Raw genomic sequence first — 17,643 nt, forward strand, 5'->3', positions numbered from 1 at the left:
AGCCCTTAAGGCGTCCAGGGCGCCTCATCTTCTTCTTCCGCCGCGGCTTCAGCCTCACGGGCATCATCCAACTGCCCCAACACGTCAAACAGCACTTTATCCACATCCTGACCCGCGACGGCAGAAATCACATGCACTTTGCGGCTGCTGGCTTCTTCAAGCGCTTGCTTTTTCTCGGCCAGTTCGTCTTCAGGGATGGCATCGGCCTTGTTCAGCGCCAATATCTCATGTTTTTCGGCCAGCCCATGGCCATAAGCCTCCAGCTCGCCACGAATGGTTTTATAGGCCCCCACAACATCTTCTTGTGTGCCATCAATCAAGTGCACAATGGTGCGGGTGCGTTCCACATGGCCTAAAAATCTGTCACCAATGCCCGCGCCCTCATGCGCGCCTTCAATCAAGCCGGGAATGTCGGCCATCACAAATTCACGATTGCCGATTTTCACCACGCCCAAATTAGGGTGCAATGTGGTGAAGGGATAGTCGGCAATTTTCGGTTTGGCCGCCGTCACCGAGGCCAAAAAAGTCGATTTGCCCGCATTGGGCAGGCCCACAAGCCCGGCATCCGCAATCAACTTCAACCGCAGCCAAATCCACATTTCCTCACCCGCCAAGCCGGGATTGGCATGGCGCGGCGCCTGGTTGGTGGAGTTTTTAAAATGCATATTGCCGAAACCGCCATTGCCGCCCTTGAGCAGCACCATCTCCTGGCCCACTTCAGTAAAGTCGGCCAAAATGGTCTCATTGTCTTCGGCAAATATCTGCGTGCCCACCGGCACTTTCAGCACAACATCATTGCCATCGGCTCCGGTGCGTTGCCGCCCCATGCCGTGGGTGCCGGTGCCCGCTTTGAAATGCTGCTTGTAACGATAATCGATCAGCGTATTCAACCCGTCAACGCACTGCACGATAACATCGCCACCGCGCCCGCCGCTGCCGCCATCCGGGCCGCCAAATTCAACATATTTTTCCCGCCGAAAGGACACGGCACCAGCCCCGCCATTGCCGGATTTCACAAAGATTTTGGCCTGGTCTAGAAATTTCATGTGTCTTTTCGCAGTTCGGACAGTGTGGGCGCGGCGTTTTCAAACGCGCTCTGTGTAAGTTCGGTATCGATATGCGCGAAATCTTTGCTTTGCGCAAGGGAATGCATAACGGACTGGCTCACCGTTTGAAAGCCTAGTTTCTTTTGAACCCGCATCGAAGCTTGATTATAATCAAAAACACCGGAGATAATCTTGGGTGCACCGGGCCCGTCAAACAGCCATTTGATCAACGCCCAATTCGCCTCAGTCATATAGCCTTTTCCCCAGGCATCCGGATGCAAATAATAGCCCAGCGACGGCAGGTCGTTTTTATTGGTAAAGCCGGTCATGCCGCAAAACTGATCTTCGTGGGTAAAAATTGCAAATTTCTGATCAAAGGGATGCGCCAGCGCAGGCTGCCGCTCCAACCACGCCACCGCATCTGAGATGTCATAAGGGTGGGGCACGAAAGCCAAATTTTTCGACACCTCAAAATTGGACAAAGCCGCAGCAATCGCCGCGGCATCATCCATTAAAGGCGGGCGCATATAGAGGCGATCAGTGGCAAGCTTAAGCATAAGGGCCACCGACATTCTTATTGAAATTGTCGCGCGTCAGTTTCGTGCCGATATAGGGAAACTCACATTCCTGTGCCGCGCAATATGCCGTACTGTGGTCAACTTCAACAAAGCCCACTCGCTTTTGAACCGACAGGGACGCCTGATTGAATGCCAACACGCCAGAATGGACCTCTGCAATATCCGAATGGGCGAAGAGCCATGCCAGACCGCGAGCAACGGCGTCTGACATCAAGCCTTTGCCCCAATAAGGCGTGTCGAGATAATAGCCTAAGATAGACTTCCCCTGATCGCTCCAATCAAACCCGACATTGCCACACATATCACCTTGAGGATTGACGATGCCAAAGGCCGTGTTTTCGGCCCGATGGTCGTCAAGTTTCTCGGCCAGCCAGTTGTGCGCCGCACCCTTAGGAAAAGGGTGCGGTATGGGTGTGAGCGACTTTGCCACATCATATTGCTCAAGGATCGACTGGAGAGCATCTGCATCCTTCAGCTCAAGGGGACGCAGCGACCAGCCCTCAGCTTGCAAGTTCAGCATGATGCTCTCTCCGTAGGTCCCAATAGGCTTTGCGGGTCAACACCGTGTCCACGGCGGTGACCGTTTCGCCTCGGGTCTGGCAGTCAAACTGGCAGGTGCCGACTTCTTCAAAGCCAAGCTTGGCTTGCAGTTTACGGGAGGCAAAATTGTCCTCAAAAATGTCAGAGACGATAAAGTCCCGATCATCTTCCAGAAAATACCAGTCGAGCGCAGCACGCAGCGCTTCGCTCATATAGCCATAGCCCCAATATTGTTTTTTCAGCCAATAGCCTATATTCACGCCGCGCTCGCTGGGGCCAAAATCAATCAGCCCGCCCAGCTTCATGGGCTCCACTTCGATAACGAAAGCAATATTGTCCCGTGTGCGATCATGCACAGTGCGTCCCAACCACGCCAGCACATCCTTGGGCCGGCAGGGGGTGGGCACATTTTTCAAGTTCCGGGCGATTTCGAAATCGTTCAGTGCTTCGGCCAGGTTTGCAGCATCCCCAATCTCAACCGGACGCAGCAATAGGTTCTTCGTTTCAATGTAAGTCATGATCTATCCGCTTGTCTTTGTGGTTGAACAGGAAATGGTGCATTTCCTTGTCGGCATGTCGGCCGCAATCTTCGGTGAGAGTCTTTTGATGCACAAAACCACACTTGGTGAGCAGTGCCTCAGAAGCCTTGTTTGAAACGAGGCAACGGGCGAAAAGTTCCGCGCCATTCTCCGTTTCCTTCACCGCATTCAACAAAGCAGAAATCGCTTCAGAACCAAAGCCTTGGCCCCAATATGGCTCGCCCAGCCAGTAGCCAAGCTCCGGTGCGGGTGTTTCATCGCTAAAGGTGAGACCGCACACCCCGACAAGTGCGCCATCATGGGTGATGGCCCACACTTTTTCTTCTCCGCCCGAATTGGCCAAATTGATAAAATATTTGGCATCATCGTCGGTATAGGGGTGCGGCAGTCGCGCCAGCACATCGGCAATCTTTTTATTGTTTGCGAGCACCACCAGTTGCGCCACATCCTGTTCGCCAAGCGGGCGCATCACCAAACGTTTCGAACGGATGGTTGAAGGAAGAGTGGTTTTCAAAACTGATTTAGTCATTTTATTGCTCCAAACAAAAAGGGGACCGGTTTTCACCAATCCCCTTTAAAACTTTGAAGCTTTTAGCGTGTCATCTGATCCGCCGGGGTTTGGTTAAACCGGCGGATGATATGTGAACCGCCGTTATTCTGCTGCCTCTTGTGGCATCACAGATACAAATGTCTTGTTGTTGCGACGTGTGGAGAAGGTCACTTTACCTTCCACAAGCGCATAAATTGTGTGGTCTTTGCCAAGACCCACATTTTCACCTGGATTCCACTTTGTGCCGCGCTGACGCACAAGAATGTTGCCAGGCACCACGTGCTCGCCACCAAATTTCTTCACGCCGAGACGACGACCAGCTGAATCACGACCGTTACGGGATGAACCGCCTGCTTTTTTATGTGCCATTGTGTCAGTCTCCTATAACTTACTTGCCAGCCAGCATGTCTTTAGCTTGGCCAATCCAATCTTCGCGTTCAATGCGGCCTTTAAAGTTTAGCTCGGCATCAATGCGTTCAATGTCTTCTTTGGTGAATTCAGCCACTTGCTTCAAAGAAGTCACGCCAGCTGCGTGCAACTTCTTTTCCAATGCTGGGCCAACACCAGAGATCAATTTCAAATCGTCCTGTGCATCTGCTTTAGCGGCAGGTGCTTCGGCTTTCGCTGCTTCCTTTTTAGGTGCAGCTTTCTTTGTTGCTTTTGGCTTTGCGCCACCGGTCAGAATGTCGGTGATGCGCACAACGCTCAAATGCTGACGGTGACCATTTTTGCGACGATAGTTTTGACGGCGCTTCTTTTTGAAGACCACAATTTTCTTGTCGCGCTTTTGTTCAACCAACTCTGCCACAACAGAAGCACCATCAACCAATGGTGACCCGATTGTCACATCGCCTTCCGCGCCAACCATCAATACTTCATCAAAAGTAATGGTGTCGCCGGCTTCGGCATTGAGTTTTTCAACAGACAAGACGTCATCAGCAGCAACCTTATACTGCTTGCCGCCTGTTTTGATCACAGCAAACATATTCTTTCCTTTCAAAAGGCGTTCAACGGCCTTTTTGTTGTCACGCGCTGTGCGGCGCCGGATTTCCGGACTTTCTTCAGGCAAGCCTGAAAGCCTTAAGCTGCAGTTTTTCCAATGAAAATTGGCGCAACTGTCCCCAGCTACGCTTCAATTCGATGGCGGTTATGATGCAGAATCCCCCCAAAGTCAAGGGGAAAGGGCGCTTTTTGGGCGCATTATCAAAGAAAACGGCGCCGCGATGGGCGCCGTTTTGAAGCTTGAACCGGCGGTGCTTACCGCCCCCGAATACGCGGGTCGAGGGCGTCGCGAATGCCATCGCCAATATAATTGACACTCAACACGGTTAGCGAGATCGCCAATCCTGGCCAGATCACCCGTGCGGGGTTGAGGGTCATGAAGTTGGCGCCGTCATATAGAAGCCGCCCCCAGGTGGGGAAGTCAGACGGGAAGCCCAGCCCCAAAAAGCTCAATGCGCTTTCGGTGATGATCGCGGTGGCAATGCCCAAAGTGGCCGACACCATCACCGGGCTCAGCACATTGGGGAAAATGTGGCGAATAATCGTGGTGAACGACCCCGTGCCAATAGACTTGGCCGCCAGCACAAATTCGCGTTCCTTCACCGCCAGCACTTCGCCACGCACAATCCGCGCCGTGTTCATCCAACTGGTGATGCCGATCACAAAAACGATCAGCAAAAAGATGCCCATTTCCGGCCCAAACGCGGCGCGCAAACTGTCGCGGAACAACAAAATGATCACCAACAGGAGCGGCAAAATAGGCAGCGCCAGAAACAAATCTGTCGTGCGCATCAACGGCCCATCCAGCTTGCGGAAGAACCCGGCCAGAATGCCGATCATGGTGCCCAACAGCAGCGACAGGGCCATGGCGGCAATGCCCACGGCCAACGAGACACGCCCGCCGCTCAGTACCTGCGCCAGCCCGTCACGGCCCAGATTGTCGGTGCCCATCGGATGTTCCCAGGTGGGGCCGAGATTTTTGTTTCGAATGTCCAAATATTGCGGATCAATGGTGTGGATATAGGGGCCAAACAACACCGCAAAAACGATGAACAGGAAGATCACAAGACCGGCTACACCACCCTTGTGCTTCATGAATTGGCGCAGCACGTCACCCCATAAAGAGCGCTGTGGCTTGCCGAGAGCTGTGGTTGCAACTTGATCAGTCATAGCGGATCCTTGGGTCGAGAATGCCATAGATCACATCGGCGATCAGATTGAACAGCACGATGAGAATAGCAAAGATAAAGGTCAATGTTTGCACGAGCGGGAAGTCGCTGCCCTGAATGCCGATAATCAGCAATTGGCCCAGCCCGTTCACCCGGAAAATCTGTTCGGTAATAATCGCTCCGGAAAAGATGGTGGGCACGCCCAAAGCAATCACCGTCACCACCGGAATAAGCGAGTTGCGCAAAACGTGCGTCAGCACCACAACTTTTTCGCTCATGCCTTTCGCCCGCGCCGTGCGCACGTAATCCTGGGTGAGATTGTCCAGCATGGAGGCGCGCATAAAGCGTGAAATCTGCGACGCATTATAAAGCGCCAACACCGCCACCGGCATCACCATTTGCTTTACTTGTTTGATAAAGCTCTCCCAGCTGTTCACTTCCAATGTCGTGTCATACACAGACGGGAACCAACCCAGTTGCACCGAAAAGATCACGATCATCAAAAGGCCAGTGAAAAAGGTCGGCACAGAAAAGCCCACCATGGAGATAAATGTCCCCAACTGGTCGAACCATGAATATTGCTTATAGGCTGAAATCACCCCGATTGGCAGCGCGATCAGAATGCCAAAGACATAGGACAGGCCCACCACCCACAAGGTTTGCGGAATACGTTCCAGGATCAGGTCAAAAACCGGGCCGCGCGTAGCGTAGGAAATAATCCGTGCCCTGTCGGCCGGGTCGCCAATGGTCAGCCCCATTTGGTCGAGCCAGTAGAGCGGTTCATAAACAAAAAAGCCGCGCAGCCATTTGAAATAGGCGATGTGGATAGGTTCACCAACGCCAAGGCTTTCGCGGATTTGCGCGCGCACTTCGGCGGGAATGGTGAGCGGCAACTGGCCCGTCGGATCCCCTGGCGCAAGATCCAAAATCACAAAGATGATGAAGCTGATCACCAACAGGGTAGGGATCGCGAACAGCAAACGCCTAAGGGTGTAATTCAGCATGAAGAGTTCCCCAACACTATTTTATTGCCCAAAAAAGGGAAAGACGGAGCGCGCCAGGCGCGCCCCATCAGTTTGCTTATTCAACGCGTGTCCACTCTTCAGCGAATGCAAGCTCTGAATCCCATGGGTTCAGGGTTACATTGCCAAGTGCGTTAGACTTGGCTGATACACGACCACGGTGGATCAACGGAATCATTACATATTCCTGCATCAGCATGTCGTTCATTTTCTTCGCCAGCTCGGCACGCTTCTCGATAGAAGCGGTCTTGCCCATTTCTTTGCTCAAAGCGTCATATTCTTCTGAGCAGAAGCGCGGCATGTTGTTGCCGATCCACTGGTTGGCAGGTGACGGAATTTCTGAGCATACCCAGTTGCCCATATAGGCTTCAGGGTCAGTACCATCGAAGTTGTTGGTGTACATTTCGATGTCAGCAAAGAACTTCTGGAATGTGTCTGGTGAAGACTGGTCACCACCAAAGAACACGCCAGCATCAATGTTGCGCAGCTCAGTTTCTACACCAATTTCCTGCCACATCTGCTTAACCAGAGCCTGTGTGCCCTGACGTACAGAGTTTGTGGATGTCTGGTAAAGGATGGAGAGACGCACGCCATCTTTTTCGCGAATGCCGTCTGGACCTGGCATCCAGCCAGCTTCATCAAGCAGTTTATTCGCGCCCTCAATGTCTTGTGTCTTACAAGCATCATTGGCGGTAGAGGCATAAATCTCTGGCGCTGGCAACACGTTACATGTCACCTGACCGTTCGGGCCATAGCCCACTTCAACAAGAATGTCGCGGTCGATGGCCATAGACAATGCTTGACGCACAGCCTTATCGCTCAAGAAGGGGTGTGGACCACCTTCTACAGTTGAGCGTTTGTCGCCCAAGGCTGGATCAGGGTTGGTCAGGTTCACCATCAAACGCTCTACAGATGTACCAAACGCTGCGATGATTTCACCATTGCCGGCGGCTTGCATTTGCGCCAGAACTTCAGGCTCAACCTGCACGTTCCAAGCATAGTCAAACTCGCCTGTTTCCAAAACGGAACGGGTTGTCGAAGCACTGTCGCCGCCACCTTTCAGCACAACAGTTGCAAAAGCAGGCTGTGCAGGGTCGCGATAGTTTTCGTTGGCTTTATAAGTCACCACGTCATTTGCGCGGAACTCATCCACAACAAATGGGCCGGTGCCGATCGGGCCAAAGTTTGCGTCAGTACATTCAGGTGCTTTTGCACCCATGCAATCCTTGAATTGAGCTTCTTGGATAACAGGTGCTGTCGCGCCCACAAATGGGCCATATGGGAATGGCTTGGCCACAGAGAAGTTGATCTTTACAGTATGATCGTCAACGGCTTCCACGCTTTCAACATCCGCAAAGTTGGATGCCGCGTTACAGCCCCCTTCAGGGTGCAAGCAATAGTTGGCCGAAAATACAACGTCAGCTGCTGTAAATGGAGTGCCGTCGGACCAGACAACGTCGTCCCGCAGCTTCCAAGTGATCGACTTCAGATCTTCAGAAACGCCGCCATTTTCAATGGTTGGGATTTCTGTTGCCAGTGCAGGCTCCATAGAACCATCTGGACGATAATTGGCCAAAGGATCGAGGATCAAAGACGATGCTTCGATATCCTTGGTGCCGCCAGACAGATAGGGGTTCAAAATAGAAACCGCTTGCCAATAAGCGATATTGAGGTTTCCATCGGAACCGCGCTCTGCCAAAGCAGCTGTTGCGAACGTAGACGCCGCAGCAGTAGCCATAATCAGAGTTTTAAGTTTACGCATTATTTCCTCCTGGTTAAGAAGCCCGTGCCCTCTTTTTTGTTCTTTTGAAGGCCACGAGCGCCCAGCCCGAAAGCTGGGGATTTCCCCGACCGGCCAAGCCGGCCAGAAATGAACGCTGGCAGATTACTCCGCCAGATGACAGGCCACAAACTGGCCCTTTTTTAGCTCGCGCAGTTCCGGTTCCTCAGTGCGACATCTTTCAATCGCGATTGGACAGCGCGTGCAAAAATTACAGCCTTTTGGCGGGTTGGCCGGGCTGGGCACATCGCCCTTCAGCACAATATGTTCCCGCTTGGCTTCGATTTCGGGGTCAGGCACCGGCACAGCCGACAAAAGCGCCTGCGTATAGGGGTGCTTGGGCGTTTTATAAAGATCGCGCTTTTCTGCCAGCTCGACAATCTTGCCCAGATACATCACCGCCACCCGGTCAGCGATATGGCGCACCATGCTCAAATCATGGGAAATGAACAAATAGGTCAGCCCCATCCGCTCCTGAATGTCCTGCAGCAAGTTTACCACCTGCGCCTGAATGGAAACGTCAAGGGCGGCAATGGGTTCGTCACAGACAATAAAGTCAGGATCAAGCGCCAAGGCGCGGGCAATCCCGATGCGCTGGCGCTGGCCGCCGGAAAATTCGTGCGGATAGCGGTTCACATAGTCCCGGTTCATCCCCACCGCATCCAGCAACCCCTTCACTTTCTCGCGCTTTTCCGCAGTGGAAAGATTGGTGTGTTCATCCAGCGGTTCGGCGATGATTGAGCCTACGGTCATACGCGGGTTCAAACAGGCCTGCGGGTCTTGGAAAATCATCTGCATCCGGGGCCGCACGCTGCGCAGCTCCTTGGGGTTCAGCTTGGCAATGTCAACGCCTTCAAAATCAAGCTGCCCTTCAGTCAGCTCGTAAAGCCGTAACATGGCGCGACCGGCGGTGGACTTGCCACAGCCACTTTCGCCCACAAGCCCAAGGGTTTCCCCTTTCCGAATTTCAAAGCTCAACCCGTCGACAGCCTTAACAGACCCCACCTGACGCCTGAATATGCCTTTATGGATGGGGAAGTGCACTTTAACATTTTGGGCCTTCACCAAAACCTGATCATGCTTGGTCATCGGGGGGCTCCTTTTTCAACATCCCACCAACAGGCCACTTGGTGTCCATCGCCCATTTCCATCAGGGGTGGATTCTCCTTCTGGCACCGGTCAAAAGCAAATTCACAGCGGGGCGCAAAGGGGCAGGAATTGGGATATTCATGCAAAGCAGGGGGCAGGCCGGAAATCGATTTCAAACGGTCTTCACCTTCTTCAGCATCGGTCGGCAACGTCGCCAAAAGGGCTCGTGTGTATGGGTGCAGCGGGCGCTTATAAAGGTCTTTCACCTTGGCATGTTCCACCACAAAACCAGCATACATCACCATAATGCGGTCAGAAATGCCGGCAGCAACGCCCAGATCGTGGGTGATCCACACAATGGCCATGCCCAGCTTCTGCCGCAGCTTTTTCACCAACTCGATAATTTGCGCCTGAATGGTTACATCCAGGGCCGTGGTCGGCTCATCAGCGATCAAAATTTTGGGGTCGCACGCCAGCGCAATGGCGATCATCACCCGCTGCCGCATACCGCCGGAAAACTGGTGCGGATAGTCGTTTAGCCGATCCGCGGCGCCAGGAATACCCACAAGCTCAAGCAATTCCACTGCACGTTTACGTGCTTGTTTTTCGGAAAGGCCCAAATGCTCCTTGAGCGGCTCCATAATCTGGAAGCCGACCTTGAACACCGGGTTCAAGGAGGTCATCGGATCTTGAAAGATAAAACCAATATCACCGCCACGTACTTGCCGCAGCTCTTCAGGCTCCAATTCCAGAAGGTCGCGCCCGTCAAAATCCACCATCCCCGACACAATCTCGGCGGGCGGCATGGGCAACAATTTCAGCAGCGACATCATGGTCACACTCTTACCAGAGCCGCTCTCCCCAACTACGCTTAATAACTCACCTTCCTCAAGATAAAAGCTAATGCCATTTACGGCATGTACAGTACCATCTTGAGTATGGAACACGGTTCTTAAGTCAGTAACATCCAATACCGGCTTAATCGCTCTTCCCCCCAGCTCTTTTTTTATTTTGGATTGAGCCTAGCGAACTTTCGGGGTTTTTCAAGAATAAATTTATGATGATGAATAAGTTTGAACGGCTCTACAGCCTTGTTTTCAAGAAGAGAAAAATTGGTCCAGCCAATTAACTGCCGGATTCCAAGACGTTTGAGATGAAAACTTGTAAAAAACGCAACTATGTCTAAATCGAAAAAAATATTCTTGTAACGAAATGATTCAGTGCAAAACTGATCCAACCAATTCTTTCAGGCCAGGCAAATGGCCGTCGGATAATCCATGTTGAGCACAAATTATGGTCGTGCGGCGCGTAGTAATTTCTACCACAGACTTTTCTGGGCGCGGCCCGGCCATTCTTTGTCATAGGTGTCGCCATCAAATCCACCGGCCGTGATCTCCTTCATCATCTGGCCCGGCGTGGGCAGTTCTGGCACCCGATGAGTCCCCCATAAATCCGCTCGCATGATGGCGCGGGCACATTGAAAATAGGCTTTTTGGACATGCAGCCGGATCACACTGCGTGGTGCTTTGCCTTCAACCTCAAAGCTCTTACACAGCGCATCATCTACATCAATTTCGGCGTGTCCGTTCACCCGCAGCACATTGGCGTTGCCCGGCACCATAAACATCATGCTACAGCGCGGGTCACGCACGATATTGCGCAAACTGTCGATGCGATTATTGCCCCGCCGATCTGGCAACAAAAGGGTGCGTGGTGTTTCGATGCGCACAAAGCCCGCTTTGTCGCCGCGCGGGCTTGCATCGGTGCCTTCGGGGCCCACGGTCGATAAGATGACAAAAGGAGAATGTGTCACAAACGCCTGATAGCCAGGCGACAGAAAGTCGATCTCCTTGATCAGCGATGCTTCCGAGCAATTGCCATAAATTGCTTGCAGATCGGCTTGGGTGCGCACAATCGTCATATCTTTACTTTCTGTCATGAATCCAGTTGTTTGATAGATAAACTCGAGCTGGAAAGAATAACAAGGGCGGAACTCTATGACAGATCAAAAGGTACAGTTTGGTTCAGGCGGAAAACTCTATGAGATCACCCTTAATCGGCCAAAGGCATTGAACTCGCTCGATCTGGACATGATTGACGCCATTTCCGCCGCGCTTGATCGGTGGGAAAGTAAACCGACAGGTGATCTGATCCTATTGTCTGGAAATGGTGAAAAAGGGTTCTGTGCCGGGGGCGATGTGAAAGCTGTACGTGCGGCGCTTATGGAAAAAGGCGTCGAGGGCGCAACCGCATTCTTTGATCGTGAATATGCTTTATATCAGCGCATTGCCAACTCAAAAATTCCGGTCGTCTCGCTGCAACATGGTATTGTGATGGGCGGGGGCATTGGCTTGTCCGGTCACGCTCAATTGAGGTTGGTCCGTGAAGGTGCACGGTTTGCCATGCCGGAAAAATCAATTGGCTTTTTCACGGATGTGGCGGTCAATCATTTGGTCAAGTCCGCCCCGCTCCATCAACGGGTCGCCTTTTTATTGACTGGCGACATGATCACACCGGCTGATGCAATCGCCTTAAATCTATCCGATAGTTTGATTTCTGATGACCAGTGGGAAGATTTGCGGACACACATTGTGCAATACGCCAATGAGCCCAATGCCCTCGACGCGATTAAGCAAAAGGCTGCTGAAATTGCCCAGCCGGTGCCGTCGGCGCCCTTCATTGAATGGGCCGACAAGCATCAGCGCCTATTTGAAGAAAAAGATCTTAGTGCATTGTTGGCCCGCCTGGGTGAGGCGACGGACGAGCGAGCACAAAAACTACATGCTGCATTGATGGCGGGCAGTCCGACCTCGATTGTCGCTTCTTTCCTGCTGGTCCATCGCGCCCAAAAGATCGACAACCTCGCCGAGCAATTTGCACTCGAAAGTGAACTGGCGCGTATCATTGTAGAGGCGCCGGACTTTGCCGAAGGCGTGCGAGCGGTGCTGGTTGATAAAGACAACGCCCCGAAATGGCAACCAGACAGCATTGAAGCAGTTGATCAAGATCAGTTTCGGATTTTACTGCCGAATTAGCCAGCATCAGCCACGCTTACTCACTCGATTCGCAAAATTATTTCGCCTAATCGCCATATGGTTAGGAAATCTTAAATAGTTAGCAGCGAAACTGAGCTGAATTGAATCGTGTGTGTGGGGGACAGGCTAGAATGGCCGATGCTCAACTGAAAACCATAGAAATGCCCGCCGTTGCTGACACCGGTGTTGTCGATAATATGCGCGATGAGATGCTGGATGCGCTTAACGCCGGTAGTCTTGAGATTGAACTTTCAAATGTAGAGCGTGTGTCAACAAGCGCACTTTTTATGTTGTTAAGCGCTGGCGAGGCCGCCAGGCAGCATAATTATGAATTGCGGCTTTCCGCGCCTAGTGAACATTTCTCAAGTGCAGTCTCAACGTTGGGACTAGAAGATGCATTTGATCCATTTATGAAAGGATAGTCGGTTTATGCGTGTACTCACGGTAGATGATTCCCGCACGATCCTCGCCATGCTGCAGCATACACTTGCTGGAGCCGGGTACGAGGTTTTGCAAGCCGAAAATGGCCAGGAAGGCCTGGATGTTTTGCAAAATGAGCCCGTGGATGTGGTGATCACTGATATCAACATGCCTGTTATGGACGGCATCGAATTTATCAAAAATGTCCGGGCATCTGGCAAGCATCAGAGCCTGCCGATCCTCATTTTGACGACGGAAACCAGTCAGGACAAACGAGATCAAGGCCGCGCCGCCGGAGGCACCGGTTGGATTGTTAAGCCTTTCGATCCGGACAAGCTGCTGAGCGTAATCAAAAAGGTCAGCCACTAATTTAACGCGTTTAACGGGGCTGGAAGCAAGTTATGAGTGAACTAGACGAGTTTAAAGCGACATATTTTGATGAGTGTTCTGAGCTTTTGATTGAGCTGGAAGAACAGTTTATCGCAATTGAGGAGGGCGATCAGGACACTGAACGCCTCAACGCTGTTTTTCGTGCGATTCACTCCATCAAGGGCGGCGCAGGTGCCTTTGGTTTTCAAGGTCTAGTTGGATTTGCTCATAGTTTTGAAACATTGCTCGACTATGTGCGTGATGGCCGGGTTGAACTCACCGAAGATGTAATCACGTTGTGCATTCGCTCCGTAGATTTGGTCGCCGACTTTGTTACGGCGGCCCAGGAAAATCGCGAGTTGGGTGCCGACTATGGCGCTGATGAAAAGCGTCAATTCGATTTGTTGTGTAACCCGGATGCTGCCGAAGGCGAAGAAGAAGCCGACGGGGAAGACTTTGACATCGATTTTACGCCGGTCGCGGTGAATGTTGGAAATGATGAGGGCGCAGACGCGGCCGAAGCTTCAGAAAGCGACCAATTTGAAGAATCTCCGCTGGAAGATGACCTCAACGCTGCGTTGATGGACAACATTGAAGACAGCGATGAAGAAGCATTGGCGGAAGAAATTGCCAATGCGGATGTGGTTTTCGATGTGGACGGTGCGATCGAGCAGGACATGTACGCACAAGAGGTCGACACTGAAGATAGTGACGTGATCGAAATGCCATTGTCCGATTGTTGGGTGGTGGTGTTCCGTCCGCTGCCAGCGTTATATGAACGCGCGAATGATCCGTTGCTGCTTTTCCGCGAAATGTCCATCATCGGGGAAACAGTTGTGCGCGCGGATATTCGTGATATTCCGCCGTTGCAAGATTTTGAACCCTTCCAGCCTTATTGCTCATGGACCCTTTTTGTCCAGGGCGACGACGTCACCGAGGAACGCATCCGCGAGGTCTTTGAATTTGTCGAAGGCGATTGCGAAATTGAAATCACTCCGCCAGGTGGTATCTCCGAGCAGCAAGCCGCTCAACTGGTCGGTGATATCAGTGCCAGCGCAAAAGTGGTTGTTACGCCGGACGAAATGACGCCTGTAACCGAAGAGCCAGATGTGCAGGCCGACGGAGAAGAGGTGAGCTTTGCTGCTTTGGCGGGCGAGCTGGGCGTCACCGGATTGGGCGAAGATAACGCGGCGGATAGCGCCGAGCCTGTCGTCGAGACCGTTGCCGACGAGCCAATAGCCAAAGAGCCAAGCGCCGATCAATCTGTGTCAGACAGCGCGCAGGCCCCATCAGAACCAGAAGAAGACAAGATGCCAGAACTGGAAGTGCAGTCTTTGTCTGATATGGTCGAAGTTGAGAAGGCGTCTGCCCCCGCAGCATCCGCGCCGACGGCGCCAATGCCGGTAGAGTCTGATACACCATCCGAGCCGGTGGCCGGATCAATTCCTGCAGCGGTGACACCCAAAGCGGCACCATCTAAATCACCTGAGCGCGCGCCTGTTCAGTCGATCCGCGTGGATCTGGATAAGGTTGATCGCGTGGTAAATATGGTGGGCGAACTGGTGATCACACAGTCCATGCTGACCCAGCAAATGGACGAAACCTTGCGCGAGAAATATCAGGAGTTGGTGCGCGGCATTGAAGTGCTGGCCCAAACCACCCGTGGCCTGCAGGATAGTGTGATGGCCATCCGGGCCCAGCCGGTAAAATCTGTCTTTTCTCGGATGCCGCGCCTCGTGCGTGAGTTGGCGTCGAAAACCGGCAAAAAAATTAAGCTGGAAATGGTGGGGGAGCAGACAGAAATCGATAAAACAGTGATCGAGCAATTGTCTGACCCGCTGACTCATATGATCCGCAACTCTGCTGATCATGGAGTGGAATCGATTGAAAAACGCCAGGCCGCCGGCAAGCCGGAACAGGGCACAATTCGCCTTTCAGCCGAACAGGCGGGGGGCAATATTTTGATCATCGTCGAGGATGATGGGGCCGGGATCAACCGCGAGCGCGTGCTGGCAATTGCTAAAGAACGCGGCGTTGTGGCGCCAGATCAAACTCCAAGTGATGAGCAAATCGATAATCTGATCTTTGCGCCCGGTTTCTCCACAGCAACCGAAGTGTCCGACATTTCCGGCCGTGGTGTGGGGATGGATGTGGTTCTGTCCAACATCAAGAAGATCGGTGGGTCGGTTCATGTCCGGTCTCAGCCCGGTCGTGGGACGCGCATGACGTTGCGCTTGCCACTGACCTTGGCGGTGCTTGATGTCATGCTGGTGAGTGTGGCGGGCTGCCCCTATGTGGTGCCGCTCTCTTCAATCGTTGAAACCATTCAGGCAGGCAAAGCCGAGTTCGGCAGAACCCCAAGTGGTGCGCGCTTGCTTTCTGTCCGCGGTGAATATGTGCAAGTGGCTGATTTGGCAACACGATTTGCGATGCACACAACGGCAGAAGAAGATGACCGCTTTGTGGTGCTTTGCGAGGCCGATGGCTCAAGTAAGATTGCGTTAGTTGTAGATGAAATTATTGGCCAGCAGCAAGTAGTTATTAAGAGTTTAGAGGAAAACTATGAACGTATCGATGGCATTGCTGGTGGCACCATCCTTGGTGATGGCCAGGTTGCGTTGATTGTGGATGTACAAGGGCTCAAATCCGGCCCAAACCATCGTAACGCTGCCTAACGGCATAAATGGAGACTGAAAATGGAAGCAATTGAAGTCAGCGAAAATGGCCATGAGCCTGGCGGTGCAAATTCAATTCAATTGATCGCCTTCTCAATTGGCGAACAGGTTTATGGTGTTGAAATCACCACAGTGCGCGAAATCCGCGCCTGGAATGGGGCGACACCCTTGCCCAACACGCGCGAATATGTTCGCGGTGTAATCAATCTGCGCGGCACCATTGTCCCAATCTTTGATTTGCGGGCACGGTTTGGCGACGGCAAAACAGAGGCAACTAAAAACCACGTCGTGGTGGTGTTGTCGGTTGGCGATAAATGGATCGGCATTTTGGTGGACGCCGTGTCGGACATTTTGACCATCCAGCGTGACGATATTCACAATGTGCCTGAGGGCGACAATATGGATGCGGAGTTGCTTAACGGCATCATTACCCACGACAACCGTATGGTTGGGCTCATCGATCTGGATACCGTTGTCGGCAAAGAGAACGTTGAATCCTAAGCGTCAATCGAACGCGCCAGTTTGAATAAAAAAACCCGGCCAATTTTGCCGGGTTTTTTGCTGCCTGAATTTTGCTTATCGAACAAATCTAGAAAAGCTCAACATCATCATTATTGCGTTGGGCAACGCCGGACAAGTTTGGTTTCCGCAGTTCATCCAAGGTCAAACCAGCCCAAACGTCCTCGGCTTCAACACGGTCTGCAATTTCAACCATTTCGGCCATGCGACGGGCCGCGCCCGCCATATTGTCGCAACGCTGTTGAACCCGGTCCTGCATTTGCAGGCCCACAATGATTTTTCGGATCGCCGCATTTCGCGCATCCTTGCACCCAATGCTATCGTCCATTAAAACGGCGAGACCGTCATTAACACGTTCGACCATTTCCGCGGTCTGGCGGGCTGTTTCTTCTAACTCGATGGCCAGTTTTGCCAAGGACATACGTCATCCCCCGATTAAATTCCCCACCAGCCTAGCCGTCATTTCCTAACACCTGCTTGCCCAATTCCACAAAAAATATACGAGTTTTGGTTTTGGTTAGCAGTTCACTAACAATTTGGCGTGTACATTTAGGAAAACGAATATTTCAGGTGAGTGTAGTGAACACGAGCGCAAGATCGCCAAGGGATATACCAGCAGGATCAACACAACAGGTGCATCAGGGCGATTGCCATGTCACCGGAGACCCGAATGTGGCGTTCTCAACCGTGTTGGGATCATGCGTATCGGCATGTGTGCGTGATAAAGTCACCGGTGTCGGCGGCATGAACCACTTTTTGCTTGGTATTCAATCAGACAGTTCTCGAGACCGATATGGGGAAAGTGCGCGGTATGGTGCTTATGCCATGGAGGAATTGATCAACAAAGTACTCACCCAAGGGTCCGGCCAACGCGACCAACTGGAAATAAAGGTGTTTGGCGGCGGTAACATCAACCAGAAGATGGATGATGTAGGCGCGAAAAACGCGGCCTTTGTCCGGGGATTTTTGTCGGCCGAAGGCTATAAGGCTGCGGCGGAAGATTTGGGCGGAACTTTCGCGCGCCGTGTTGTTTTCCAACCTGTGGCGGGCAAGGTTTTTGTCAAACATTTGGACAGCTCGATCAACGATACATTGATCAAAGAGGAAATTTCCAAGGCAAACAAGCCGGCCGTCGAGCACGACGATATCGAATTGTTCTGATCACACTGATCAAAAATCAGCGTATATACACCCAGGGGCACGTTCAGGCGTGCCCTTTATTTTTGCCGAAATGCCCAAATCAAAACCAACTATTAACCAATATTTTTTACCTTTAAGCAAGAAATTGAACAGGCGAAAAAAGGTATACA

Annotated in this window: 20 protein-coding genes; 6 read left to right on the top strand and 14 right to left on the bottom strand. The window is 52.2% G+C overall.

What is annotated here, in order from left to right; all coding sequences use genetic code 11:
- Positions 1-5 precede the first annotated feature (5 nt).
- The 13 genes from obgE to L1I42_RS03495 all read right to left on the bottom strand — a co-directional run bounded on the left by obgE (position 6) and on the right by L1I42_RS03495 (position 11,236).
- On the bottom strand, positions 6-1,046 hold the full coding sequence (obgE, locus tag L1I42_RS03435; RefSeq protein ID WP_236113101.1) for a GTPase ObgE: 1,041 nt from the start codon (positions 1,044-1,046) through the stop codon (positions 6-8).
- Entirely contained in the window at positions 1,043-1,603 is a 561-nt protein-coding gene (locus L1I42_RS03440; RefSeq protein WP_236113102.1) for a GNAT family N-acetyltransferase, read from the bottom strand. Before L1I42_RS03440 ends, obgE begins: the two co-directional genes overlap by 4 nt.
- Positions 1,596-2,144 carry a GNAT family N-acetyltransferase gene (locus L1I42_RS03445; RefSeq protein WP_236113103.1) on the bottom strand — a complete coding sequence of 183 codons (549 nt, stop codon included), beginning with the start codon at positions 2,142-2,144 and terminating at the stop codon, positions 1,596-1,598. Before L1I42_RS03445 ends, L1I42_RS03440 begins: the two co-directional genes overlap by 8 nt.
- Complete coding sequence (locus L1I42_RS03450) at positions 2,125-2,682, bottom strand: GNAT family N-acetyltransferase (RefSeq protein WP_236113104.1); 558 nt, start codon at positions 2,680-2,682, stop codon at positions 2,125-2,127. The genes L1I42_RS03445 and L1I42_RS03450 overlap by 20 nt, the downstream gene beginning before the upstream one ends.
- Positions 2,669-3,232 carry a GNAT family N-acetyltransferase gene (locus tag L1I42_RS03455; protein ID WP_236113105.1) on the bottom strand — a complete coding sequence of 188 codons (564 nt, stop codon included), beginning with the start codon at positions 3,230-3,232 and terminating at the stop codon, positions 2,669-2,671. Before L1I42_RS03455 ends, L1I42_RS03450 begins: the two co-directional genes overlap by 14 nt.
- A gap of 123 nt (positions 3,233-3,355) precedes the next feature.
- The gene (gene rpmA, locus L1I42_RS03460) at positions 3,356-3,622 is read right to left on the bottom strand and encodes a 50S ribosomal protein L27 (protein ID WP_133572849.1); all 267 of its coding nucleotides are present in this window, start codon (positions 3,620-3,622) and stop codon (positions 3,356-3,358) included.
- 19 nt (positions 3,623-3,641) lie between these two features.
- On the bottom strand, positions 3,642-4,238 hold the full coding sequence (gene rplU, locus L1I42_RS03465) for a 50S ribosomal protein L21 (RefSeq protein ID WP_236113106.1): 597 nt from the start codon (positions 4,236-4,238) through the stop codon (positions 3,642-3,644).
- 272 nt (positions 4,239-4,510) lie between these two features.
- Positions 4,511-5,425 (bottom strand): ABC transporter permease, encoded by a 915-nt coding sequence (locus L1I42_RS03470; protein ID WP_236113107.1) that lies wholly within the window; start codon positions 5,423-5,425, stop codon positions 4,511-4,513.
- Entirely contained in the window at positions 5,418-6,428 is a 1,011-nt protein-coding gene (locus tag L1I42_RS03475; RefSeq protein ID WP_236113108.1) for an ABC transporter permease, read from the bottom strand. The genes L1I42_RS03470 and L1I42_RS03475 overlap by 8 nt, the downstream gene beginning before the upstream one ends.
- A gap of 76 nt (positions 6,429-6,504) precedes the next feature.
- Positions 6,505-8,208, bottom strand: coding sequence for a peptide ABC transporter substrate-binding protein (locus L1I42_RS03480; RefSeq protein WP_236113109.1), 1,704 nt, complete (start codon positions 8,206-8,208; stop codon positions 6,505-6,507).
- 123 nt (positions 8,209-8,331) lie between these two features.
- The gene (locus L1I42_RS03485) at positions 8,332-9,315 is read right to left on the bottom strand and encodes an ABC transporter ATP-binding protein (protein ID WP_236113110.1); all 984 of its coding nucleotides are present in this window, start codon (positions 9,313-9,315) and stop codon (positions 8,332-8,334) included.
- Entirely contained in the window at positions 9,312-10,298 is a 987-nt protein-coding gene (locus L1I42_RS03490) for an ABC transporter ATP-binding protein (RefSeq protein ID WP_439651485.1), read from the bottom strand. The genes L1I42_RS03485 and L1I42_RS03490 overlap by 4 nt, the downstream gene beginning before the upstream one ends.
- A gap of 335 nt (positions 10,299-10,633) precedes the next feature.
- Complete coding sequence (locus tag L1I42_RS03495) at positions 10,634-11,236, bottom strand: pyridoxamine 5'-phosphate oxidase family protein (RefSeq protein ID WP_236114158.1); 603 nt, start codon at positions 11,234-11,236, stop codon at positions 10,634-10,636.
- Between the two features lie 76 nt (positions 11,237-11,312).
- Between L1I42_RS03495 and L1I42_RS03500 the strand changes: the two genes are divergently transcribed.
- The 5 genes from L1I42_RS03500 (at position 11,313) to L1I42_RS03520 (ending at position 16,315) form a co-directional block, all read left to right on the top strand.
- Complete coding sequence (locus L1I42_RS03500; protein WP_236113112.1) at positions 11,313-12,350, top strand: enoyl-CoA hydratase/isomerase family protein; 1,038 nt, start codon at positions 11,313-11,315, stop codon at positions 12,348-12,350.
- A 131-nt stretch (positions 12,351-12,481) separates the two neighbouring features.
- The gene (locus L1I42_RS03505; protein ID WP_236113113.1) at positions 12,482-12,772 is read left to right on the top strand and encodes an STAS domain-containing protein; all 291 of its coding nucleotides are present in this window, start codon (positions 12,482-12,484) and stop codon (positions 12,770-12,772) included.
- A 7-nt stretch (positions 12,773-12,779) separates the two neighbouring features.
- On the top strand, positions 12,780-13,139 hold the full coding sequence (locus tag L1I42_RS03510; RefSeq protein ID WP_236113114.1) for a response regulator: 360 nt from the start codon (positions 12,780-12,782) through the stop codon (positions 13,137-13,139).
- 32 nt (positions 13,140-13,171) lie between these two features.
- Positions 13,172-15,814, top strand: a complete 2,643-nt coding sequence (locus tag L1I42_RS03515) for a chemotaxis protein CheA (RefSeq protein WP_236113115.1) — start codon at positions 13,172-13,174, stop codon at positions 15,812-15,814.
- 21 nt (positions 15,815-15,835) lie between these two features.
- On the top strand, positions 15,836-16,315 hold the full coding sequence (locus L1I42_RS03520) for a chemotaxis protein CheW (protein ID WP_236113116.1): 480 nt from the start codon (positions 15,836-15,838) through the stop codon (positions 16,313-16,315).
- Between the two features lie 88 nt (positions 16,316-16,403).
- Here the strand turns inward: L1I42_RS03520 and L1I42_RS03525 are convergent, their stop codons facing one another.
- Positions 16,404-16,754: a hypothetical protein gene (locus L1I42_RS03525; protein ID WP_236113117.1), complete on the bottom strand. Its 351-nt coding sequence runs from the start codon at positions 16,752-16,754 to the stop codon at positions 16,404-16,406.
- Between the two features lie 158 nt (positions 16,755-16,912).
- Between L1I42_RS03525 and L1I42_RS03530 the strand changes: the two genes are divergently transcribed.
- The gene (locus L1I42_RS03530) at positions 16,913-17,494 is read left to right on the top strand and encodes a hypothetical protein (RefSeq protein WP_236113118.1); all 582 of its coding nucleotides are present in this window, start codon (positions 16,913-16,915) and stop codon (positions 17,492-17,494) included.
- Positions 17,495-17,643: the final 149 nt, after the last annotated feature.

Source organism: Maritalea mediterranea, from assembly GCF_021568695.1.
GTDB lineage: Bacteria > Pseudomonadota > Alphaproteobacteria > Rhizobiales > Devosiaceae > Maritalea > Maritalea mediterranea.